The organism is Bacillus sp. AFS053548 (assembly GCF_002575105.1).
Classification (GTDB): Bacteria; Bacillota; Bacilli; order Bacillales; family Bacillaceae_G; genus Gottfriedia.
Genome location: NZ_NUHI01000024.1, coordinates 12,136 through 34,204, shown reverse-complemented (window position 1 = coordinate 34,204; position 22,069 = coordinate 12,136). Strand labels below are relative to the sequence as shown.

Here is a 22,069-nt window from a genome sequence, read left to right as displayed (position 1 = left end):
GGCATAATCGGAAATAACTGCTATGCTAATTAAGTGAAAAATTTAAAAAGGGGGAATTTTCATGCAAATAATGGATTTATCTGGTACTAGTCTAAAACGAAGGGGATTCAATAGATAAAGAGAGGTTGAAACAGCATGGGGATACTTAAGTTTCACAAAAATATAAAAATTCGATTACTCGAATCGTTCTTAAGTTCGTCAATTGGAAGTATGGTTTTTCCATTTATGGCGATTTATTTATCTAAGCATTTTGGGGTGAAACAAGCAGGTTTACTTTTGCTTGCAAATGTATTTGTAGGAATTATTATGAACTTTTTTGGTGGATATTTTTCGGATCAGTTTGGTCGAAAAAAGACGATGGTGTTTGCCGAAACAATTCGGTTACTCGCGTTTATTACAATGATGCTTTGTAATTCACCTTGGTTTTCATCATCCCTTATTACATTCTTTATGATGACTTTAAATAGCGTTTGTTGGGGGCTAGCAGGGCCTGCAAATCAAGCAATGTTAATAGATGTGAGTAAGCCAGAGGAACGAAAGCTTATGTACTCAATCATGTACTGGTCGAACAATTTATCAATTGCGATTGGTGGTATGCTTGGAGGATTTTTATTTAAATCATATTTATTTGAATTATTATTAGCACTGTCAGTTGCTTCACTTGTTACATGGGTCTTAATTACGTTCTTTGTTGAAGAAAGCTTAGTTACTGAAAAGACGGAAACGAAGACGATTGGTCATCACGCTCAAAAAATGATTTCAAATTATCGTGACGTTTTTCAAGATAAGCTTTTTATTCTTTATGTATTGGCAGGTTTGCTAGTGCTTTCAATGGAATTCCAATTAACAAATTATATAAGTATTCGATTAGCGAATGATTTCCACACACAACATTTATTAAATTGGACATTTGGTGGAATCGAGATGAATGGTTTCCTGCGTACAGAAAATACGATATTAGTAGTAGTAATGGCACTTTTCGCTTCTAAAATAGTAGGGAAATTGGATGATCGAAAAACGTTAATTTGGAGTTGTATTGCATTTGTTGGTGGATATGCAGTGATTTCATATAGTAACTCTATTTGGCTATTATTTATAGCAATGTTCATAGCAACAGTTGCGGAAGTATTAAGAGTACCAGTTCAACAAAACTATATGGCTAACTTACCAGCTGATGAAACAAGGAGTTCCTATATGGCGGTTGCAGGTTTAACATTTAATTTAGCGATGTTTATCTGCTCGATAACGGTTTCTCTAAGTGCATACTTATCGAATTTCGCGACATCATTCTTTTTAACAAGTTTAGGTGTAATCGGTATTCTTATATTTGTTCGAATTACCCCTGCGTTGGAAAGAAGAATTAAAGGTGAAATATTGCAGGAGCAGGCACATTCGGCTGGAATAAATTCTTAATTTACAGAGAGTTGCTTTATGCGGCTCTCTTTTTTGGGGTGGAGAAGGTGAATAGGTAAATCCTTTAGCTTGAGGTTATATTTACCATATTAGGATACCTTAATGGTAAAGGTGGTGTTTCGATGAACGGACGTTTAATCATTGCTTTAATCAGTACTTTTACATTTTTTACTTCTTCATCCGTAAGTGCGCGACAAGCCGAACGAGTGGTTATGAATGGGATCCCAAGTGATGTGTGGCAGGAAAATATCTATTTAATCGCTGACCGAATAGATGGGAAAGAATATCGGGATTTTGACGTTCAAATTGGAAATGAAGGATTTTTATATCACTTTCCAACGTGGAAAAGTGGGAAGTATGGTACGAAAATGTTTAGTGAAGATTTGAATAAAGATAAGCAGAATGAAGTCATTATCGTATTGGATAATTTCAATGATCCGATTCATTTATTGCAAATTAGTACCAACGATGACCAAAGCGAAGAATATAAGGAAGTTCCAATTGAATCGGTGCCAGTAGCCGTTAAACGTCTTGTAGAAATGGAGAAAAAAGGGGATATTGTAACGATAACAACTAAACAAAAAACTTATAAAGTTAATTTAAAATCATTAGGGTTTAAAGATACGTCTTCTGACGATAGTGTATATACCCACGTGCCAGTGGACTATATTGTTGAGAAGAAAAAACTAGTTGCCGATGCTGTCGTAATGATTTCAACCGAAGGAGGAGGAGCGATTGGAAATTTGAAGCTTTTATATGATTGGAATGGAAAGAAATATGAGGTTCAATCGATTTCTTTTGAGAAGTATAATCGGAAAAGGTAGTGAAAGCATCCATGATGGTGCTTTTTTTTTGTTGTAAACAGAGAATCGCAAATAAAATTGGGTGATCGCAAATAAAAATAGAGAATCGCAAATAAAAAAGAGTAATCACAATTAAAAACAGGGAATCGCAAATAAAAAAGAGTAATCGCAATTAAAAACAGGGAATCGCAAATAAAAAAGAGTAAACGCAAATAAAAACAGAGGATCGCAATTAAAAATGGAGAAACGCAATTAAAAACAGGGAATCGCAAATAAAAAAGAGTAAACGCAAATAAAAACAGAGGATTGCAATTAAAAATGGCAAAATCACAATTAAACCCTTGAAATGCTCTTATTAAGTAGCTAGTTTAATTAGGAGATAACTACTGTTTTTATGTCACAGAAGGAAAACTCAAGAAAAATTGAAGGACTTTTCATCACTTTAAATGTATATATAATTTTAAAAAGAGTGGTGCGAGGTGGAAGATTTGATTATAAGGAAAGCTAAAATGTCAGATGCAAAAGGGATCGCTAAAGTTCACGTTGATAGTTGGAAAACTACTTATCGAAATATAATTCCTAACGAGTTTTTAGAGAAGTTGTCATATGTACAAAGAGAAAAATTGTGGGAGCATAATCTTTCAAAAGTAGAGGATTATGTGGTTGTTGCGGAAAATGCTAATGGGGAAATTATCGGTTTTGCAGATTGTGGAAAAAGAGAGAGGAATCAAGTCGATCACTCTGGTGACTTAACATCAATTTATCTTCTTGAGGAATATCAAGGTAAAGGAGTAGGGAAGCAATTAATGAAACAATTATTCCTTCAGTTTCAAAAATGGGGATATAATCGGGTCTTCGTTGAGGTTTTAGAAGACAATAAAACGCGCTTTTTCTATGAATATTATGGTGCTGAGTTATTGAAAACAGATAAGATTACATTTTCAGGAACTGAATTGAATTTACTAATTTATAAGTGGGAAAATGTCACTGAGGTTTTATCTAAATTGTAGGATCGTACAGTAATTACAACGATAAAAAAGCTACCAACATTAAATAAGAATTGTTGGTAGCTTTCATTTATTTTTCCATTAATTGACTCATGAGTGTCGGTGTATCAAATAACCCACGATGAGATAAAATTTTACCATTTTCTACTTTGAATTCTCTAAATAAAGATACTTTTACTGAATTTCCAGTTGGGGCACTCCCTCTAAAATAACCAGAGTTTGTTCCTGTGAATTCCAGTCTTGTGATAACAGTTTCTCCTTGGGAGACGATTTCTTCAATCGTGTAATGGCGATCAGGGAAGCCTGTGAAAATTGAGGTAGCGAATTGTTTCAGTCCTTCTGTTGAACCGTAAGAGTAATCTTTGTAGTCAGGTGATAAAAAATTAGTGGTGCTGTCTAGTTTATTCTGATTCCAGAATACCTCAATAAATTCTTTTACTAATTCTTTGTTATTCTGTTCGATTGATTGCATAACTTGATTCTCCTTTTTGTTTGGCTTAACACATATGATAAATTATAATAGTGACAAAAACTGTCATAGTTATAAAATAAGGTGAAAATATGTCTGCGAAATCAAAACGATTAATTGAACTAATGATGCTCGTCAATCGGAAGCGTAAGTTTACAGTTAAGGAATTAGCTTATGAATTTAACGTTTCTACTAGAACAATCTTAAGAGATTTAATGGAGTTAAGTGAATTAGGCGTGCCTTTATATTCTGAGGTTGGTCCTCATGGTGGATACCAAGTGTTGAACGAAAGAGTTTTACCTCCGATTACTTTTACAGAAGAAGAAGCAGTTTCAATATTTTTTGCTAGTCATGCATTACGTCACTTTTCCACACTTCCATTTGAAGCGCAATCTAAATCTGCTTTGAAGAAATTTTATGCTTACTTACCTACTGACGTTAAAGATCATATTGATGAAATGAAAAATCGCTTTGATTTTTTCATACCAACAAAACAAGCAAAATCCCCATTTCTTCCAATACTATTAGAGACCTCAATTCGTCAAAATGTACTTAGTATTGACTACGAGTCGTATAAAGGAAAGTCGATTCGAGAAATTCAGCCACTTGGAATTTATGCGAGCAATGGATTATGGTATTGTCCTGCATATTGTTTTAATAGTCATGATTATCGATTATTTAGATGCGATAAAATTGTTTCGATCAGTCATGAAGTGAATAATGAGCCGCTTGATTTGTCGCTAATACCGCTTGGAAAGAAATTGAAAAGTATGAGAGAAGAGAAATTAATTAAGTTTTACGTGGAGCTTAGTAGGGAAGGGGTCCAAAGATGTGAAACGGTAATTGATCCGAGGTTTAAAGTACAAACCAGGGAGGACGGAACTGGGTGGATTGAAGATTGGATTACACAAAATGAAATCCCTTTTTTAGTCCAAATATTCATTGCAATTGGAAAAGATGCGTCTGTGAAGGAACCGACCGTGCTAATCCAAAGTATAAGGGAAAAGCTTTCTGAAGTATTGGAGTGGTATAAAATTGAATCATAAAGTCTTATATAAATAGCAAAAAAAAACTGTAATAAAGCTATAGCCTTATTACAGTTTTTTTATCATGTTATACCATTTTACACCACCATGTGTTGAGCTAGAAATACCGTTATTGATGTAGCCATGGTTTTCGTAAAATTGAATTAAGTTTTCTTTACATGTAAGAGTTATTGAATCACGTTTATTTTCATTTGAAACTTTTTCGATATGAGAAAGCAATTTTGATGCGATCCCTTTATTCTGGTTTTGTGGAGCAACTGCTATACCTAAGATACTTTGATGACCACCAGTAGATGGATTTTTTTTAATTTCGCTAAATAAATCATCTGTAATGAAAGTCTCATTTATAACAGGACCGTTTACTAAACCAACTAATTTACCATTTTCCTCAGCTACAAAAAAACTATCGGGAATTAATTTAATGCGTTTTTCGAATGCCTGTTTTGTTGCTGCCTCTTCTTTTGAAAAACAAAGATGCTCAATTTCTACCAGTTCAGTTAAATCTTCCAATCTTACATTTCGTATGTTTAGCATGATTTATTCCCTCCATTTTTCTTAATTATATTATATTAATTTTATAGCTTACAAACTATTTAAACTAGCATTTTGTATAGTAGTTGAACAAAATGAAATAAAAAGATGTTGACAGAATTATGAAATAACCCCTATAATACAAAACATATTAAAAAAAGAAACAAGCTACTAATGAGAGATTAATATAGTTTTAAGCAATGAAGGGAATTTAAGTAATACTTATCTCAATGTAATAGAGAGCTGATGGTTGGTGGAAATCAGTACAAAGATAAGGATGAATTTCGATCCTGGAGCTATTTTTTTCGAAGTAAAGTTTAATCTTTACTGAGGGGAAAACGGTCAAATTTGATCGTTATCAAATTTTTAAGAGGCAGAATATTTCTGCAACTAGGGTGGTACCGCGAATAATTCGTCCCTACTGATACAATCAGTAGGGACTTTTTTATTAGTTTAAAACTGAATATAGAAAATGCAATGAAGGGAATACAGTAATGTTTGTTTCACTGTTTAAGAGAGCTGGTGGGTGGTGTGAATCAGTACAAAAACAAGCATGAATTACAATCCTGGAGCATCTTTTTCGAAGTAAAGGTCGACATTTACTTTGAAAAAGACGGTCATCGATCGTTAAATAAAACAAGTGGCAGATTTAATTCTGCAATTAGGGTGGTACCACGGTGAAAATCGTCCCTGTCGTTAGTGACAGGGGCGATTTTTTTTTATAAAATTACAAGCTAGAAAGAGGAGATAGAAAATGGAATTACAAAAAAATTTACTACCAAGACATATCCGGTTCATGGCACTCGGTGGAGCAATTGGCACTGGTATTTTTAAAGGAACATCAGAAACTGTATCGATTGCAGGACCTGCAGTTATTTTTTCATATTTGTTTGCTGGATTATTGCTTCTTGTTGTGATGAGTGCGATTGCGGAAATGGCTATTGCGTTTCCAGGTTTGAATATGAAAGGATTTATTCGTAAAGCGTTTGGTACAAGAGTTTCTTTCGTAATTGGTTGGTTGTACTGTTTTATGTGGTTAGTTGTTTGTGTTATTGAAGTAATCGCAGCCGGTAGCTTTCTACAATATTGGTTTCCTTCAATGTCGTTATGGTCTTTAAGTTTTATTAGTGCAATTTTTATTGTGGCTGTTAATTTTATGAATGTGAAACGATATGGTGAAATAGAATTCTGGTTTGCAGGAATTAAAATTACAATGATTGTTTTATTTATTGCGTTAGGCGCTGGAATTTTATTTGGAATTATTCCAAGTGATCATAGCGGTTATGTACAAAATTATGTTCAACATAAAGGATTTTTCCCACATGGCTGGTCAGGAGTATTTTCTGCTTTATTAATAGTCATTTTTTCTTACGGTGGTTCAGAACTAATTGGATTGACTTTAACAGAAACAAAAGACGCAGAAAAAGTAATACCAAATGTTATAAAAGGGGTTATTTGGAGAATTGTTTTATTCTACACGCTTCCAATTCTGATTATTTGCGGATTAATTCCATGGAATGAAATTGGTAATCAAGAAAGTCCATTTGTTCAAGTTTTATCAACAGTAGGTTTCCAAGGTGCAGCTCATATTATGAACTTTGTTCTAATTACGGCGGTTTTATCTGCTGCAAATTCAGGAATTTATGGTTGTACACGAATGATGTATTCATTAGCAACTGAAGGTGAAGCTCCAAAGGTTTTTGCAAAAATTTCTAAAAATGGTGTACCAGTTTATACGGTTATTGTAAGTGCAATTATTTTAATTGGGGGCACTTTTGTAGCATATTTTTCACCTGATCGCGTATTCGGTTATTTAATGGCGATTCCTGGATTTACTGTTTCATTAGTATGGATCAGTATTTGTTTAGCACAATTGAAGCTTCGCAAAACTTATACTAAGATGCCACACTATAAAGTATGGGGATTTCCGTACGTAACAACCTTTACAGTAATTGCATTAGGTGTGAGCTGTATAGCATTTGCATTCAGTGAACAGAATAGATTAAGTATTTTTGTTTGTTTAGGGATGTTGGTTGTATTAATTTTATGTTCATTTATAAATGGTAAAAAACAAACCCAATAAACAAAAAAATAAGGGCACCTTATTTGGTGCCCAATTTTAATACAGTATATTAATTATTGTTAGCCAATGCTAAAAGCTGTTTATTTACATTTTCATTTACAACTCCGCCATGGTAACAAATGATTGTTTCAATATCATATTTTGTGAATTTTTTAATGGACAATAGAGCGGTTTCCATATCAGGTGTAGCATTTGGGTTTGGACCCATAATTACGCCATCAGTTGCGACAACAGCATCACCTGCGATTAATGTTTTGCTTTTTTGATGATATAAACAAATGTGACCAGGAGTATGTCCAGGTGTAAAAATCACAGTGATTCCACCAGCATATGGTAAAACTTCTTCGTCAGATAAAGTTGTATTAACTTTAGCATTTAGTGGTGTATCATAGATTGCTTTTATTTTTTTTCCTATTTCCTCAGGAACAGATTCAATCATTTTTGCGATTCGCTCTGGATTTACTTTAATTAAAGTTTTATCGCCTTCAATATATGGCTTGTCTTCATTATGTGCTAGCACTTCAATTTCTTGATCAGGTGTTTTTAAAAGCTCAGCAAGGCTCCCGATATGATCAATGTCTTGGTGTGTAAGAATGATTTTAGACAGCTTGTTAAATTCCAATCCCGCTTTTTCGATCGCTTCACGAATTTCCCCAGTCTGCCCTGGCATTCCTGTATCTACTAGGATCACTTCTTGTTCATCCCAAAGTAATGTTGGATGAATAATATTTACCTGACCTGTAAAGTTCATTTCTAATTCAATTGTTTCAATACCTTTAGCTATTTTCATTTAAATGGTAAAAGCTTTTATTACCTTTACCACACCTCCCTTTGTTTTATGTGAGCACTAAACTAGACATCTAAAGAGAGTTGCCTAGTTTAGTGTTCACATTTTTTGTTGCTAAAAACTTATTCCTGTGTTTTTGAAACAGAAGAAATAAAGTCATCAATCATAACGTCAAAGCTATCATCTACATTTACTGGATGTTGGAAATATCCAAGGAAATTCATCGAGACAAATCCGTGTAAAATGCTTCTTAATGCTCGGCCTTGATGAATTAATAAAGTAGGGTCCGTAATATAAAACTTGAGAATTTGATGAATAATTCCAGTTGTTTCCCTAGCAAGTCGTTTAACATCATCATTTTCCGTACTCGGGATATTCATAAAAAGTCCATAACCAGTTCTATTATCAAATGCAAAATCACGATATACATAAGCAATTTCTCTAATCGCTTGTTCACCACTTTTACCGACTAATCTTTGCATTAAAGTCGAATTTAATTTATTTAAAAGTGAAATCGTCATTTTCAATTTTAAATCATCCATATTCGCAAAATGGTTATATAAAGATGGATATTTAATATCTAGCTTCTCTGCAATTTTTGGAAAAGTAACTTGATTAAGTCCGATTTCATTAGCTAATGAAAAAGCTACTTCAATAATTTTTTCTTTTGTTAAATTTCTTTTTTGAACCATTTTTTTGCTCCCGTCTCATGTTTAGGTATATTGTTTTTTTTAGAATAAATAGGCTGATTTCCAATACCAATCAACTTATGTCCCTAAAGATACAATACCTAAATACAAAGTATTTTTAAAGAGAGGCTATATTACTGAAAATAGTTTAACACTTCTGATGATAATTAGTAAACTATATAATATAATTTACAAACTATAAAATATAGTTTAGTGTTATGTGTATATTAAAACTTATTGTTATTTTTTATTTGTCTCATTCTCGGGACTTTTTAATATTGATTTTATTTTTATCAAAAAGGAGGGGGAAATCTTGTTATTGTGGAAAAGAAATTTGATTGTTTGTTGGTTTGGAATGTTTGTAACGAGCATTGGGATGAGCCAACTTGGTCCGGTATTACCCCTATATATTGATAAACTTGGTGTTCATAATTCTGCATTAATTAGTCAATTTTCAGGGATTGCTTTTGGAGTAACTTTTATTATTTCAGCCATTTTTTCTCCTGTTTGGGGTTTGGCAGCCGATAAGTTTGGACGAAAACCAATGCTGCTAAGAGCAAGTCTTGGTATGTCAATTATTATTTTTTGTATGGGTTTCGCACATAATGTCTATGTTTTAATTGGGTTAAGACTTTTACAAGGTGTCATTACCGGTTACGGTACAGCTTGTACAACTTTAATCGCAACGCAAACAGATAAAGAGCATGCGGGATCTGCATTAGGTACACTTTCAACTGCAAGTATAGCAGGTTCATTACTTGGTCCAATGATTGGTGGTTATATTGGAGAGACTGTAGGCTTACAAAATGTGTTTTTTGTAACAGGTGGACTTATGATGATTGCGTTTATTACAACAGCATTATTTGTAAAAGAATCATTTACTCGCCAAGATAAAAAAGTGCTTAAGTTTAAGGAAATATGGAGTATTATTCCGGATAAAAGCTTAATGATTACAATGTTCATTACTTTTTTTGTTTTAACAATAGCGCTTTATTCGATTGAACCAGTTATTACTGTCTACATTTCTCAGCTATCTGCGCATTCTACACATGTTGCATTGTTAGCGGGAATGGCATTTTCAGCATCAGGCTTGGCAAGCATTATTGCTGCTCCGAGATTAGGGAAAATTTCAGATCGAATTGGTCCACAAAAAGTTATATTCGTTGCACTGATTGTTTCAGGTCTGATGGTTATTCCCCAAGCATTTGTAAAAAACGCTTGGGAATTGATGGGACTGCGATTTATTTTAGGTTTGGCAACGGCGGGCTTAACTCCGTCTGTTAATACATTAGTTAAACGTATTACACCAGATGCCATTACCGGTCGAGTATTTGGATTTAATATGTCAGCTGGATATTTAGGTGTATTTGTCGGTTCCATTTTAGGTGGGCAAATTGGAGCATATTTAGGTGTGAAATATGTATTTTTTGTTACAAGTGCATTATTGCTACTTAATGCAATTTTGGTTTATGTTAAAGTTAATAAGAAATTGAATGTAAAAGATGAATTTAAATTATCGATGTAAAAAGTTTAATTTTTGGGAGCTACTTAATGTGGCTCCCTTTAATAATAGTACCCTACATAACTTAACAAGAAATGTCGGATTGATTAATTTCGTATCTGTTATTCTATTGATGAAGGAGGTTATAAAATGGATTTGTTAAAGAATATGAATGATGCTCTAGTATATATTGAAGAAAATCTGACAAGTGAGATTGACTATAAAGAGCTTTCTAGACGGGCTTTTTGTTCTGAGTATCACTTTAAAAGAATGTTTTCGTTTCTTGTTGGAATTTCTCTTTCAGAGTATATACGTCGCCGCCGTCTTACCGTTGCAGCATTTGAACTTAAAGATCATAACAAGAAAATAATTGATATTGCTTTAAACTACGGATACAATTCTCCGGATTCCTTTACGCGAGCCTTTCAAAACTTACATGGAATTACTCCGTCAGAAGCTAGAAATAACGGCAATTCGCTCAAAGCATTTCCACGAATGACCTTCCAATTATCAATTAAAGGGGGAAATGAAATGAACTATCGTATTGAAGAAAAAGAAGCATTTCGAATCGTAGGGATAAAAAAGAGAGTTCCGATTATTTTTAATGGAGTCAATCCGGAAATTGCATCCATGTGGAAAACTTTAACGATGGAAAAAATAACGAAACTAAAAGAACTCTCCAATGTTGAACCGAATGGCATAATAAGTGCTTCAACAAATTTTTCTGAAGAAAGAATGGAAGAAAAAGGAGAGCTTGATCATTATATTGGTGTTGCCACTACAAATGACTGTCCTAATGAGTTAACTCAGCTTGAAGTTCCTGCATCTACATGGGCAGTTTTCGAAGCAGTTGGAAAATTTCCAGATGCATTGCAAGAAGTGTGGGGACGAATTTATTCTGAATGGTTTCCATCTTCTAATTACCATCAAGTAGAAGGTCCCGAAATTTTATGGAATGAACAGAAAGATATCACATCACCAACTTTTAAGAGCGAAATTTGGATACCAGTCTCTAAAAAATAAAAAAAAGAAAGAGGCATACGCTCTTTCAGGTTTCTGAATGATTGTTATTTAAGTGATCTAGTTTATTTGAAATACTTTTAAGAATTTGATTTTTCTCCTGTTGAATTTTTAGGAATTTTAAAAGAAACCAAATCATAAAGACAAAAGGTGCTATGTAAAACAAAATCGGTATGATTGAAAATAGAGGAAAAAACATGTTATGCATATTAATTTCACTCCTTTTGGAAGATTATACCATAATATTTGGATTAAAACCTTCTTATTATTGAAGGTTTATTTATTTATAACTTATTCAGTTAGATTTTTGTTTAAGAATGATTTTAAAAGGAAAATTGCGTTATTTAGAGAATGTACTATTAATTAAGAAATTGCTATAAGTCGAAAATAATAGTAGGAGAAATAAAAATGAAAATAGTAAAACAATGGATACAAGAAGATAGTGATTTTATTAGAAAAAAAGTAATTGAATTTAATGCTAAAAACCTACCTGAAGAGAGGAAAGCACCGTCTGAAAATATAAGCTTTGTCGTTAGAAATGATCAAGAGGAAATAGTAGGTGGAATTACAGGAAGGATGTATTGGCACCATTTATCGATAGACTTCTTATGGGTGTCAGATGAATATAGACATGAAGGTTTTGGTAGTCAGCTAATGAATCAAATGGAAGAATTTGCAATCGAAAATGGATGTCGCCTTATTAAAGTAGATACTTTTAGTTTTCAAGCTCCAAAATTTTATAAGAAGCATGGTTTTAAAGTATTTGGAGTAATTGAGAATCATCCTAAAGGGAATAATCAATATTATTTTGAAAAAAGATTATAAGAAACAAACTAAATTTTTGACGACATGAAGTTGCTTTTGCAGCTTATTTTTTTTAGCTTATAAACTAAAATGGTATGATTAATTAAAAGTTTGATGTGACAGGAGGAATAATTAATGAGCGAGCTTAATTTATTGTTTCGAAAAAGAATCGGATTACGAGATAATGAAGTGATTAATTTTAATAATTTAAATGACGTTCTTGAAAAAACTGCCAAAAATATACCTTTTGAAAATCTTTGCATTATAGGAAATAAAACAAAGGAGATCACCCGAGAAAATTTAATTAGTAAATTATTAGTAAAAAATGAAGGTGGTCTCTGTTATGAATTGAATTCATTACTTTATTTATTTCTTCTTGAAAATGGGTTTAACGTGAGGTTAGCAAGAGGGGTTGTTTATGACAATATAGCTCAAAAATATCCTACTTTTGGAAGAACACATGTCACAATCCTATTAACACAAAATGAACAAACCTACTTAATTGATACGGGATTTGGAGCGAATCTTCCTTTAAAAGCAGTTCCCTTTACCGGTGAGATGATTACTTCTAGTAATGGTGAGTTTCGAATTAAAAAAGAAGACACAGAATTCGGGGATTATGTATTGCTGTTAAAACTAAAACATAAAGATCCCAATTGGAGAATTGGATATGCATTTGATTCACGCGATGTGATTTCGGATGTGTCCGAATTTAATGAGATTCAAACAATTATTGCTGAGCATGAGGAATCTCCTTTTAATAAAAACCCTTTAATGACTCAACTGACAAATGAGGGGAATAAAACTTTAACGAATACTTCTTTTACACAATGGATTAACGGTGTAGTCACTAAAGAGGATATTGATGAAGTGAGATATAAGGAATTAGCAAAGCAACATTTTGGGCTCTAAAGATTTATTAGTAAACATCTGAATAATTATTGGTAAAAATTGTTAATAACTTTCTTCTAACCATCCTATTGCCTATGAAAATTTAATGTTCTATCATTTGCTTAATAAGTAATCAACCATGTAATTTTAGGAGTGAAAAGCAATGAGTAGTGCAAACAGAGGTGTCAATATTGGTCCACCTCGTTTTAAAATAGCAGTTCATGCAATAGTTTGGTTGGCAAATAGTGGTGGAATGTTATCAAGCGCAATGATTGCAGAGCAAGTGGATTCTCATGCGACATTTATGCGAAGAGTCATGCAATCTTTATCCTCAGCAGGTATTGTAGATTCCAAAGGTGGCCGTGAAGGTGGTTATATTTTAAAAAAGGCGATTGATTCGATTACCTTAGGTGAAATCTATACTGCTGTTTATAGGGGGTCCATAGAACAAGAAATGTCAGTTGACTGTGGTGAAGCTGCAGAACAGCTAGATTTAGAAATAGAAAGAATATTATTTGAAGCGGAACGCCGGGCTTTAGATTATTTAAAGCAATTTACAATTGAAGATGTTATGAATCGAATTGATTTTTTTAAGGATTAAACTTAGTATACTAGCTTGATAAGGAATTAAAAGTACTAAATAATATAGCAGGTGACACTGCTTTTTTATTTTGTCTAAATTCTGTTTTTTAAATTGCTTTTATAAAAATGAAGGAAAAAGAAATTAAATTGCATTCTAATCAAAATTTTAAATTGAATAGTTACTTTTGTAGTAATATGTGCTTTTTTCAATTGCATATATATTAGTAAAGGGGTGATAAAAAAATGGATATTTTATCAATTATCTTGCAAATTTTATTAGCTCTTATGTTTTTAATTGCTGGTTTGGGTAAAGTTTTTGGTTCAAAAACGAGTGTTGAAAGTTTTAATCACTTGAAATTAGCACAATGGTTTAGAGTAATCACTGGATTAGTAGAATTGATTGGAGCAGTTGGATTAATTATTGGATTTTGGGAAAAAAGTTGGGTTCCAGCGGGTGGTTTGTTATTAGGAGTTGTGGCAATTGGTGGAATAATATCACATATCCGCGTTAAGGATTCGTTTAAACAAACTTTTACAATATTATTATTAGGTATTATTGCGTTTGTACTTTTATGGATTAATTATTCTGATCTCTCAAGTTTCCCGGGATTTAATTAATTTGCGATCTATATATGCAGGGATTAATAAGGCGACGACAGAATAATAGTGACAGTACTTAAATCAATCTTATATGTAAAAAGGAGCGATTTTAATAATGTATGATATCGTAATTATCGGCGCCGGACCGGCGGGAGCAAGTGCTGCTTTATTTGCAGCAAAAGCTGGTAAAAAAACTTTAGTTTTAGACAACGACAAGAGTATAACGAAAAAAGCTTGGATTGAAAATCATTATGGGGTTTCAGAAATTACAGGCCCAAATTTAATAGAAACAGGAAAAAATCAAGTTAGAAAATTTGGAGCTGAAATTATCCAAGGTACTGTAGGTAACATTGTGAGTACAGAAAATGGCTTCAATATTGAAACTGAAAAAGCAACTTATGAAGCAAATCAAGTGATTTTAGCTACAGGCTTAAGTGTGGATATAGCTGAAAATGTGGGACTAAAAACAAAGGCTGGAACAGAACCTCGCATAAAGACCGTACTTGATGTAGATTCGAATGGTAAAACAAATATAGAAGGAGTATGGGCAGCGGGAACTGTTGCAGGAACAAGTGTTCATACGATTATTACAGCAGGTGATGGAGCAAAAGTTGCGATTAATGTTATTAGTCAATTAGATGGGAAGCGATATGTTGATCACGATGTTTTGAAATCATAATTTATGATTAAATAAATAATTTAGCATTACTTCTATCGAAGTAATGCTTTTTTTATAAACTAATTTTAAATTTTATGAGATTAATAGCTAATCTACGTAATAAAGATGTATCTGTAATAATTCATTTTTTCATAAATATATTAGAAAGTGAAATGAATTATGTTAGGAGGGGTCCGATTGTCGGATGCATTTATAGCACGATCTTTAGATGAGATCCTGTTTTGGTCAAGGATCATGAAAGAGCATTCACTATTTCTTAAATTAGGCTTTAATTGTGATGATACTGAGCTAATACAAGAAGCAGATCAATTTTATCAAGTTTTTGAAGCAATAGGAAATAAAGCCCAATCATTTTCGCTTCAAACGGATCCTCAGCAAATTAAACAGTTTAATAATGAGGTTCACCAGGCAGCTTCCATGATTTGGGCGTATAAGCGGAAAATCCTTAATTTACTCCTTACTTGTAAAATAACGGGCAATAACTTTCCTTTATTAGTTGACCATACAAGTAGGGAAGCGGCTTATTTTGCAAATCGCTTGACTGAATTAAATAATGGTCAACTCCAGCCACTACCTGCTGCAATTATCCAGGAAAATGTTTTCTTTTTAAGAATTATGGCAGACCATGCAAAATTTATCGGGCATTTATTAGATCCGTCAGAAAGAAAATTAGTAGATCAAGCCAGGGAATTTAGCCATGATTTTGATCAACTTTTATACCAAGCCGTAGATTTAGAATCAATGAGACCACAATCGGAAACTGTTCCGATACTTGACCAATTCCTTGATGAAAACCGAGTATCGGTAAAATCACTTAGAGATTTTAAGAAAACAGCTCGCGACCTAATAGAAGCTTGTAGAATTAAAAGTATCATTCACCCACTGCTGGCTGACCATGTATTTAGAGAAGCAGACCGATTTTTGCATATAATTGACGCGTTCGAAGCACAGTTAACAGGGAATGGAAACAGAAATATTGTACTGGACGACCATTAAGAACAACGCAAGTTACAAAAATAGACACGAAAAAAGAATCTGATTAAAGATTCTTTTTTTACTGCGCGTTGAAATGTGTAGGTTACTCAAGGGGTTCAAGAGTAAGTAAAACAGCAAAAAAGAAGAAATTACCTTACTCATAACACTTTTTGGAAAACAACATGATTTACTTATTTAACTGACTACTTCTTTTGTATGTAGAAACTATTTTCTCTGACTATAACTCTTTAACAATTCCTCAATTAAAATGCCATTAATTTTCATTCCTGATAAATTGCAGTTATTAATTTCGATATGACTTAAATCACAGTCCGTGAACTGACTATTTGTTAAATTGCATTTTTCAAATTTAATAGAATTAGCGTGATCGTCAAGATTTAGATCTTCCGGAATGACAATGTTGCGGAAGCTTGTACCAGCTAAATGAACATGATCAATTACTAAGTCTCTTAAATTACCATTTGTTATTTTTGTATTAGATAAATTAACATCTGAAATGCGAGTTCCGAATAAATTCACGTCATTTAATTCAAGATTTCTCATGTTTGCATTTGTAAATTTCGAATTCACCAAGCTTACATTATTAAAGTCTAAGTGTTCAGCTCTTACTTCATTAAATGTAGAAAAAGACATATCTGTTTTTTGTAACTCAAATAATGCAGTCTTCCAATTTGACATTTCTTCTCCTCCTAAAGCTTTGATAATTGAATATATTTAACTTTATTCCTGAGAATCCCTTCACTTTATTTCATTTTTATTTTCGACAACTAACCATGTAAATGAAAAAAGTAATAAAAAAAGCATTAATAATCAGTTTGATCATTAATGCTTTTTTGGAAAAATATAAAATAATTGCTAAAGATTTTAATATAGAACGCCTATAAATTCAAAGGCCGTAAAAATAAAAGATCCAAAAATAATGGTTGCTCCTGTTGAAGTGAAATATTCATCAGGATCAATGATCACAGATGTTGTATGCCATCCACCAATATCAGGTGTTGCTTCACCGGTTGTACGTGGAGCAAATTTAATATAAAGCATGAGTAATAGAGCAAAAAGACCGACAAACGGTGCAGTAGATGAAAATGACATATCAAAATAAAGTGCAATTAAAAAAGATATAAAATATAAAACTATAATCGATAGACTTAATTTTAAGAATTGTTTAAGCCAGTAACTGCGTCGATTGATTGGTTGGTCGCGCAATACCTCTTTCATTTTCTGTCCATCTTTGTATCGAAAATATAATCCGACTGGCCATGCAATTAAGAAACAGAATAAGGTAAAGACTAAGCATACTAAAAGTTTTACTCCGAAAGCTGTTATGAATAATGACATATTTTCCTCCAAATTTTAATGATTAATAATATTTTATCAAACTTTTAAAATTAAAAATATTGGGAAAATGTATTATCATATAGAAAATGTAATCGTTTTATTTAATTAGTTTAATAATGTATATTTCAATTGAATAGAAGTACTAATCTAACAATCTAAAAAAATTAGTTTATGTTTGATTTGATGGTAGAGAATAGAATATAAAAACTTAATGAGGTGAGAAAATGAAAAATATTACCGTATACCATTACGATGCTTTTAGTAAAGAGCCCAATAAAGGTAATCCGGCTGGAGTCGTTTTAGATTGCGATTCTTTGACTGATTATGAAATGCAGGATATTGCAAAACAAGTGGGATTTAATGAAACTTCATTTCTATTAAATTCGAAAGTCGCTGATCATAAAATTCGTTATTTTACACCAGGGCATGAAATGGATTTATGTGGTCACGGGACAATGGCAGTAATATATGCTTTGGTCACAAGAGGGGTAATTGAGTTTAAAAGTGAGTTAACGATCGAAACAAAGGCTGGGATTTTGCCAATCAAGATTCACAATTCGAATCATGAGATCTACATAACGATGAAACAAAAAAAACCAGAATTTGTAGAGTTTAAAGGCTCGATTAATGATGTAGCGTCCTCAATTGGTCTTAGTGTAGAAGAAATCGATACAAGTCTACCAACTCTTTATGGAAGTACAGGTGCCTGGAATTTACTTTTACCGATAAAAAAATTATCTTCATTTGAAAATATGCAACCTAATAATCTACTTTTTCCTAGTATTTTGAAAGAAATTCCAAAAGCGTCAGTTCATCCATTTTGTTTAGAAACATACGATTCAAAAGCAGATTTTCATGCTCGCCATTTCTCTTCTGCATTTTCAGGAACGATTGAAGATCCGGTTACAGGGACTGCTTCTGGGATTATGGGAGCTTATTATGCTAAATATATTGATAATGATGCTAATGATGTAATTGAATTAGTTGTTGAACAAGGTACGGAAATTCAGAAAGACGGACGTGTAAAAGTAAATGTTAAAAAAATAAATTCTACTTATGATATAGAAATTACTGGAAATGCTGTTTATGTTAAAGAGATGGAATTTCAAATATAAATTGAATAGGAGTATAGTATATGGTTTTGAGCGATGAACTTTATGGGCAATACAAAATTGATCAAGTACTTGTTGAATTAATCAATACAAAACCAATTCAACGGTTAAAAAAAATTCACCAAGCTGGTGCTACCTTTTTAGTGGATCAACATTTTAATGGAACTCGATATGACCATTCCATTGGCGTTATGTTGTTAATAAAAAGGTTAGGGGGTTCGGTCAACGAACAAATAGCGGGTTTATTACATGATGTTTCTCACACGGCATTTTCTCATGTTATTGATTTTGTATTTGATAATAGTGAAGAAAATTATCATGAAACAATCTTTGAAAAAGTAATTTTAGATTCAGAGATCCCTTCTATACTTGAGAAATATCATATCGATATTAAAGAAATTTTTGATATTGATAAATGGGAAATACTTGAAAAAGAGCTTCCGAAGCTATGTGCAGATCGAATAGATTATACATTAAGAGATATGCATACTTATTTTGGAACACCTAAAAAAGAAATTGAAGCATTTTTAAATTCATTAGTAATTGTAGATGGAGAAATCTGTGTAAACTCTATTGAAATGGCGGAGTGGTTTACAGTGATTTACTATCAACTTGCTATTGATTATTTTTTAGGCCCGATTAGCATTTATTCATATGATTCACTTGCAAAGATTATTAAACTGGCATTACAAAAAGAAATGATCAATTTAAACGATTTATTATTGGACGATATGCAGTTAATGACATTAATTCAAGAAAGCAATGATAAAGAAATTCTAGAATTAATAAACAGTTTAAATGCAAAAGTTGAGCTCGAAGAAAATGATCAGGATTATGATATTCATCGAAAAGGTAAAAGAAGGATTATCGATGTGTCTGTATCAGTAGACGGAAAAACTGTCCAACAATCATCTCTTTTATCAGACAAAATTGCTAAAATGAATAAGATCGCAATTGAAAAGTCTGAAAAAGGAACATTTGTAAAAATTAAAAGATAAAGTAAAAAGAAATTTGAAGTATGTAAATTATCTAGTTTGAAGCTAGGGGGAGTCCTTTTGAAATCAGAGCTAGAACTTTTGGAAATGCATATTAACGTATTATTTAAACACGATGAAGTTGGAAAAATAACACAGATAAATGAACCACCATATACAAAAGCACCAAGATTTTATATAGGAAGCACCAAAATGGGAAATGTGAAAAGGTTTTTGGATTGTCTCAAAAAAGAGGAATTAACTGAATTAGAGGAAGCCTTAGACACAAACTCTAGTATACCATTAGTAAATATCATGCGGATTTTAAGTAAAAATCATCAGATAGACAGTTTATGGATGGGACCGGCATATGTATTTCAAACAGTTGGCAAGGCATCATGGAATGCCATTAAAATTACCCAGGCAAATAAACAATTATTATTACCAAACTTTCCTTATACATATGAGGAGCTAGAAATTAAAGAACCATGTTATGCAATTATTGAAAATGACATAGCCGTATCGATTTGCTGTAGTGCCAGACAATCACCCGAAGCTGCTGAAGCTAGCGTATACACACTCGAGGACTTTCGTGGAAAAGAGTATGGATTAATCGTTTCAAATGCATGGGCTGCGGACATCCAAGGCCAAGGACGAACTGCTTTGTATAGTACCTCTTGGGATAATTATGCATCGCAGGCAGTCGCACGAAAATTAAAATTAGTTCAATATGGAACGGATTTACATTTTAGTTAAGGATGTATAAATTGAATTGACCTATATTAAGAAATAATTCTCTTGAGATCGTTAAAGGAGGATTTAAATGCAGTTCTTTATCGGAATTGTGCCACCAGAGAATATGTAATTGATATGTCAAAAGAATTAGCCATCTTAAATTTAAGAACATTAAGTAGCATTACTTCTCAAAATGAAGTAGTGCTTTTTAATTGAAATATAAGTGTATTATTACTTGAAAGCTAATATAATTAATGAATGATATTTAATCAATTTTAGTGTAGTAAATCTGTTTGAAAGAAGGAGAAGGATGGAGAATCAATTTTCAGTTAAACAGGCAAGTTTCCTAATATTAGTAACTTTGACTGGAATTATTAGTTCCGTCATATTACATATCTCTCTCGTATTTGGAATTTTACCAGGATTAATTTTTTTAATCGTATTAAGTTTAAAAAGAGGATATGCAGTTAGAAAGATTATGAAGTTAAGCTATCAAGGGATGGGAAAAGTTAAAATTGTTCTCTTTATCTTATTTTTAATTAGCTTTTTACTTCCATCTTGGTATTTATCAGGAACGATCACATCGATGGTTTCGATTACTTTACAGGCAATAAATCCACATCATTTTTTTGTGTTTTGTTTTCTAACGACGATGATTTTTTCAATGATTTTGGGTTCGTCGATTGGAACATTAAGTGCCTTAGGGGTTCCACTGATTAGTAGTGCTATATTACTGCATATACCGGTGGAAATTTCAGCGGGAGCGGTAATATCAGGTGCATTTGTCGGTGATCGTACGTCACCATTTTCGAGCGCACATCAGCTTTTAGCTAATATTCTTGAAACAACTGTAAAAAAACAAGGTAAAGCGATGCTCTTTTCATCAATTACTGCTGTAATCGCTACAATCTTATTTTTTAGTATAATGGATTTACAATTTGCCAAAGGAATTACTGAGGCTCATCATGCAGTCGTAAGCAGCAAGGATATTTCATTCATTCAATTTATTCCACCGATTTTATTAGTTGTACTTGTTTTATTTCGAATCAATATTATTTACTCGTATGTTATTAGTATTTTGTCTGGAAGTTTAATAGCTTTGTTTAATGGAATTTCTTTTAGTAAAGTTGTGAATTCTTTTTGGCACGGAATTAATGGACTTGGTGGAGGGCTAAGTCATATGTATAGCTTGTTATTGTTTATTGCTGTAGCAGGTATTTATAATGCGTTATTAGAGGAGCTTAATATCATTCAGCCTATGTTGGATAAATGGCTACAAACCTCAACTTCGATGTTATCCGATTCTTTGAAAACAATTGGTGCTACTGCTGTTATATGTGTAATAGCAGGTAACCAAACGATGCCTATTATTTTAACAGGGAGATCTTTTTTAACGCATTGGTCAACTAAATATAACAAAGAAGAATTGGCGAGGTTAATGGCGGATACAACTTTATTATTTCCAGCGATGATCCCTTGGAATGTTCTTGCAATCATGAGTAGTACAGTCATTAATATGAAGTTACATGAGTATTTACCTTATGCAATATTCTTATGGCTTCTTCCGTGCTTAACGATTGTCATTAATGTATTTAAAAAAGTTAAGACATATGAAACTAAGTATGAGGCTAGTTCTTAATCAGGAAAAATTTTAATTCTAGAGAAATTAACATAGAAAAAGAGATAAATAGCTAACTATGCAATTTATCTCTTTTCAGAGTGTTGAATAATATTAAAGTAAATATGAAAAGTATGTTTAACTTTATATAAGAGGCTCTGTTACTCGTTGAATAAAGTATTATTTTTTACGTTTTTAATTGATCTAATAATGATTTCGCTAAAAAATTATTTGAGCGAAAGAGTAAGATCATAAAGGTATTTACATATTTGTGTAAGGTTGCATAAGTAGAATTTGAATTTGACTTTTAGGTACAGTTTAGACAATAAAAGGCTATAATGATTATTCTAATGATTTAAAGATTAATTTTTATATTTGAAGAGTTGATTGG

Annotated in this window: 23 protein-coding genes and 2 other annotated features; of the genes, 17 read left to right on the top strand and 6 right to left on the bottom strand. The window is 32.3% G+C overall.

What is annotated here, in order from left to right:
- Positions 1-135: 135 nt before the first annotated feature.
- The 3 genes from CN946_RS12485 to CN946_RS12475 all read left to right on the top strand — a co-directional run bounded on the left by CN946_RS12485 (position 136) and on the right by CN946_RS12475 (position 3,226).
- Complete coding sequence (locus CN946_RS12485) at positions 136-1,413, top strand: MDR family MFS transporter (protein ID WP_098861405.1); 1,278 nt, start codon at positions 136-138, stop codon at positions 1,411-1,413.
- A 122-nt stretch (positions 1,414-1,535) separates the two neighbouring features.
- Entirely contained in the window at positions 1,536-2,237 is a 702-nt protein-coding gene (locus CN946_RS12480; protein ID WP_098861404.1) for a hypothetical protein, read from the top strand.
- Positions 2,238-2,704: 467 nt separating this feature from the next.
- Entirely contained in the window at positions 2,705-3,226 is a 522-nt protein-coding gene (locus CN946_RS12475) for a GNAT family N-acetyltransferase (protein WP_098861403.1), read from the top strand.
- 67 nt (positions 3,227-3,293) lie between these two features.
- Here the strand turns inward: CN946_RS12475 and CN946_RS12470 are convergent, their stop codons facing one another.
- Entirely contained in the window at positions 3,294-3,695 is a 402-nt protein-coding gene (locus tag CN946_RS12470; RefSeq protein WP_098861402.1) for an ester cyclase, read from the bottom strand.
- A gap of 89 nt (positions 3,696-3,784) precedes the next feature.
- Here CN946_RS12470 and CN946_RS12465 point away from each other — a divergent pair, with 89 nt between their 5' ends.
- The gene (locus CN946_RS12465) at positions 3,785-4,738 is read left to right on the top strand and encodes a helix-turn-helix transcriptional regulator (protein WP_098861401.1); all 954 of its coding nucleotides are present in this window, start codon (positions 3,785-3,787) and stop codon (positions 4,736-4,738) included.
- Positions 4,739-4,786: 48 nt separating this feature from the next.
- Here the strand turns inward: CN946_RS12465 and CN946_RS12460 are convergent, their stop codons facing one another.
- Complete coding sequence (locus CN946_RS12460) at positions 4,787-5,272, bottom strand: GNAT family N-acetyltransferase (RefSeq protein ID WP_098861400.1); 486 nt, start codon at positions 5,270-5,272, stop codon at positions 4,787-4,789.
- 188 nt (positions 5,273-5,460) lie between these two features.
- Positions 5,461-5,692: a binding site (T-box leader), on the top strand.
- A 45-nt stretch (positions 5,693-5,737) separates the two neighbouring features.
- Positions 5,738-5,964, top strand: a binding site (T-box leader).
- 59 nt (positions 5,965-6,023) lie between these two features.
- Here CN946_RS12460 and CN946_RS12450 point away from each other — a divergent pair.
- Positions 6,024-7,352, top strand: coding sequence for an amino acid permease (locus CN946_RS12450; protein WP_098861398.1), 1,329 nt, complete (start codon positions 6,024-6,026; stop codon positions 7,350-7,352).
- 49 nt (positions 7,353-7,401) lie between these two features.
- Here CN946_RS12450 and CN946_RS12445 read toward each other — a convergent pair whose 3' ends face one another.
- Positions 7,402-8,142, bottom strand: coding sequence for an MBL fold metallo-hydrolase (locus tag CN946_RS12445; protein WP_098861397.1), 741 nt, complete (start codon positions 8,140-8,142; stop codon positions 7,402-7,404).
- Between the two features lie 119 nt (positions 8,143-8,261).
- Positions 8,262-8,831, bottom strand: a complete 570-nt coding sequence (locus CN946_RS12440) for a TetR/AcrR family transcriptional regulator (protein WP_098861396.1) — start codon at positions 8,829-8,831, stop codon at positions 8,262-8,264.
- A 310-nt stretch (positions 8,832-9,141) separates the two neighbouring features.
- Here CN946_RS12440 and CN946_RS12435 point away from each other — a divergent pair, with 310 nt between their 5' ends.
- From CN946_RS12435 to CN946_RS12395, 8 genes are all read left to right on the top strand, one after another.
- Positions 9,142-10,353, top strand: a complete 1,212-nt coding sequence (locus tag CN946_RS12435) for a multidrug efflux MFS transporter (protein ID WP_098861395.1) — start codon at positions 9,142-9,144, stop codon at positions 10,351-10,353.
- 126 nt (positions 10,354-10,479) lie between these two features.
- Positions 10,480-11,352, top strand: a complete 873-nt coding sequence (locus CN946_RS12430) for an AraC family transcriptional regulator (RefSeq protein ID WP_098861394.1) — start codon at positions 10,480-10,482, stop codon at positions 11,350-11,352.
- Positions 11,353-11,757: 405 nt separating this feature from the next.
- The gene (locus CN946_RS12420) at positions 11,758-12,174 is read left to right on the top strand and encodes a GNAT family N-acetyltransferase (RefSeq protein ID WP_098861393.1); all 417 of its coding nucleotides are present in this window, start codon (positions 11,758-11,760) and stop codon (positions 12,172-12,174) included.
- A 114-nt stretch (positions 12,175-12,288) separates the two neighbouring features.
- A complete protein-coding gene (locus CN946_RS12415) occupies positions 12,289-13,065 on the top strand; it encodes an arylamine N-acetyltransferase family protein (RefSeq protein ID WP_098861392.1) in 777 nt (258 codons plus the stop codon).
- A 142-nt stretch (positions 13,066-13,207) separates the two neighbouring features.
- Positions 13,208-13,645 carry an RrF2 family transcriptional regulator gene (locus CN946_RS12410; RefSeq protein ID WP_098861391.1) on the top strand — a complete coding sequence of 146 codons (438 nt, stop codon included), beginning with the start codon at positions 13,208-13,210 and terminating at the stop codon, positions 13,643-13,645.
- A 224-nt stretch (positions 13,646-13,869) separates the two neighbouring features.
- Complete coding sequence (locus CN946_RS12405) at positions 13,870-14,244, top strand: DoxX family protein (protein WP_098861390.1); 375 nt, start codon at positions 13,870-13,872, stop codon at positions 14,242-14,244.
- 97 nt (positions 14,245-14,341) lie between these two features.
- A complete protein-coding gene (locus CN946_RS12400) occupies positions 14,342-14,905 on the top strand; it encodes an FAD-dependent oxidoreductase (RefSeq protein WP_098861389.1) in 564 nt (187 codons plus the stop codon).
- A 177-nt stretch (positions 14,906-15,082) separates the two neighbouring features.
- Positions 15,083-15,901, top strand: coding sequence for a DUF2935 domain-containing protein (locus CN946_RS12395; protein ID WP_420488126.1), 819 nt, complete (start codon positions 15,083-15,085; stop codon positions 15,899-15,901).
- Positions 15,902-16,105: 204 nt separating this feature from the next.
- Here CN946_RS12395 and CN946_RS12390 read toward each other — a convergent pair whose 3' ends face one another.
- Entirely contained in the window at positions 16,106-16,579 is a 474-nt protein-coding gene (locus CN946_RS12390; RefSeq protein WP_098861388.1) for a pentapeptide repeat-containing protein, read from the bottom strand.
- Positions 16,580-16,765: 186 nt separating this feature from the next.
- Positions 16,766-17,239 carry a hypothetical protein gene (locus CN946_RS12385; RefSeq protein ID WP_098861387.1) on the bottom strand — a complete coding sequence of 158 codons (474 nt, stop codon included), beginning with the start codon at positions 17,237-17,239 and terminating at the stop codon, positions 16,766-16,768.
- Positions 17,240-17,463: 224 nt separating this feature from the next.
- Here CN946_RS12385 and CN946_RS12380 point away from each other — a divergent pair, with 224 nt between their 5' ends.
- The 4 genes from CN946_RS12380 to CN946_RS12365 all read left to right on the top strand — a co-directional run bounded on the left by CN946_RS12380 (position 17,464) and on the right by CN946_RS12365 (position 21,699).
- The gene (locus CN946_RS12380; protein ID WP_098861386.1) at positions 17,464-18,354 is read left to right on the top strand and encodes a PhzF family phenazine biosynthesis protein; all 891 of its coding nucleotides are present in this window, start codon (positions 17,464-17,466) and stop codon (positions 18,352-18,354) included.
- A gap of 20 nt (positions 18,355-18,374) precedes the next feature.
- On the top strand, positions 18,375-19,349 hold the full coding sequence (locus tag CN946_RS12375) for an HD domain-containing protein (RefSeq protein WP_098861385.1): 975 nt from the start codon (positions 18,375-18,377) through the stop codon (positions 19,347-19,349).
- A 57-nt stretch (positions 19,350-19,406) separates the two neighbouring features.
- Entirely contained in the window at positions 19,407-20,081 is a 675-nt protein-coding gene (locus CN946_RS12370; protein ID WP_098861384.1) for a GNAT family N-acetyltransferase, read from the top strand.
- A 289-nt stretch (positions 20,082-20,370) separates the two neighbouring features.
- The gene (locus CN946_RS12365; RefSeq protein WP_141546906.1) at positions 20,371-21,699 is read left to right on the top strand and encodes a Na+/H+ antiporter NhaC family protein; all 1,329 of its coding nucleotides are present in this window, start codon (positions 20,371-20,373) and stop codon (positions 21,697-21,699) included.
- The last annotated feature ends 370 nt before the right edge of the window (positions 21,700-22,069 follow it).

Excerpts from the sequence above, each read along its gene's own strand:
- CN946_RS12485 (WP_098861405.1), top strand. The coding sequence starts at position 136 with ATGGGGATACTTAAGTTTCACAAAAATATAAAAATTCGATTACTCGAA.
- CN946_RS12480 (WP_098861404.1), top strand. The coding sequence starts at position 1,536 with ATGAACGGACGTTTAATCATTGCTTTAATCAGTACTTTTACATTTTTT.
- CN946_RS12470 (WP_098861402.1), bottom strand. The coding sequence starts at position 3,695 with ATGCAATCAATCGAACAGAATAACAAAGAATTAGTAAAAGAATTTATT.
- CN946_RS12465 (WP_098861401.1), top strand. The coding sequence starts at position 3,785 with ATGTCTGCGAAATCAAAACGATTAATTGAACTAATGATGCTCGTCAAT.
- CN946_RS12460 (WP_098861400.1), bottom strand. The coding sequence starts at position 5,272 with ATGCTAAACATACGAAATGTAAGATTGGAAGATTTAACTGAACTGGTA.
- CN946_RS12450 (WP_098861398.1), top strand. The coding sequence starts at position 6,024 with ATGGAATTACAAAAAAATTTACTACCAAGACATATCCGGTTCATGGCA.
- CN946_RS12445 (WP_098861397.1), bottom strand. The coding sequence starts at position 8,142 with ATGAAAATAGCTAAAGGTATTGAAACAATTGAATTAGAAATGAACTTT.
- CN946_RS12440 (WP_098861396.1), bottom strand. The coding sequence starts at position 8,831 with ATGGTTCAAAAAAGAAATTTAACAAAAGAAAAAATTATTGAAGTAGCT.
- CN946_RS12430 (WP_098861394.1), top strand. The coding sequence starts at position 10,480 with ATGGATTTGTTAAAGAATATGAATGATGCTCTAGTATATATTGAAGAA.
- CN946_RS12420 (WP_098861393.1), top strand. The coding sequence starts at position 11,758 with ATGAAAATAGTAAAACAATGGATACAAGAAGATAGTGATTTTATTAGA.
- CN946_RS12415 (WP_098861392.1), top strand. The coding sequence starts at position 12,289 with ATGAGCGAGCTTAATTTATTGTTTCGAAAAAGAATCGGATTACGAGAT.
- CN946_RS12410 (WP_098861391.1), top strand. The coding sequence starts at position 13,208 with ATGAGTAGTGCAAACAGAGGTGTCAATATTGGTCCACCTCGTTTTAAA.
- CN946_RS12405 (WP_098861390.1), top strand. The coding sequence starts at position 13,870 with ATGGATATTTTATCAATTATCTTGCAAATTTTATTAGCTCTTATGTTT.
- CN946_RS12400 (WP_098861389.1), top strand. The coding sequence starts at position 14,342 with ATGTATGATATCGTAATTATCGGCGCCGGACCGGCGGGAGCAAGTGCT.
- CN946_RS12390 (WP_098861388.1), bottom strand. The coding sequence starts at position 16,579 with ATGTCAAATTGGAAGACTGCATTATTTGAGTTACAAAAAACAGATATG.
- CN946_RS12385 (WP_098861387.1), bottom strand. The coding sequence starts at position 17,239 with ATGTCATTATTCATAACAGCTTTCGGAGTAAAACTTTTAGTATGCTTA.
- CN946_RS12380 (WP_098861386.1), top strand. The coding sequence starts at position 17,464 with ATGAAAAATATTACCGTATACCATTACGATGCTTTTAGTAAAGAGCCC.
- CN946_RS12375 (WP_098861385.1), top strand. The coding sequence starts at position 18,375 with ATGGTTTTGAGCGATGAACTTTATGGGCAATACAAAATTGATCAAGTA.
- CN946_RS12365 (WP_141546906.1), top strand. The coding sequence starts at position 20,371 with ATGGAGAATCAATTTTCAGTTAAACAGGCAAGTTTCCTAATATTAGTA.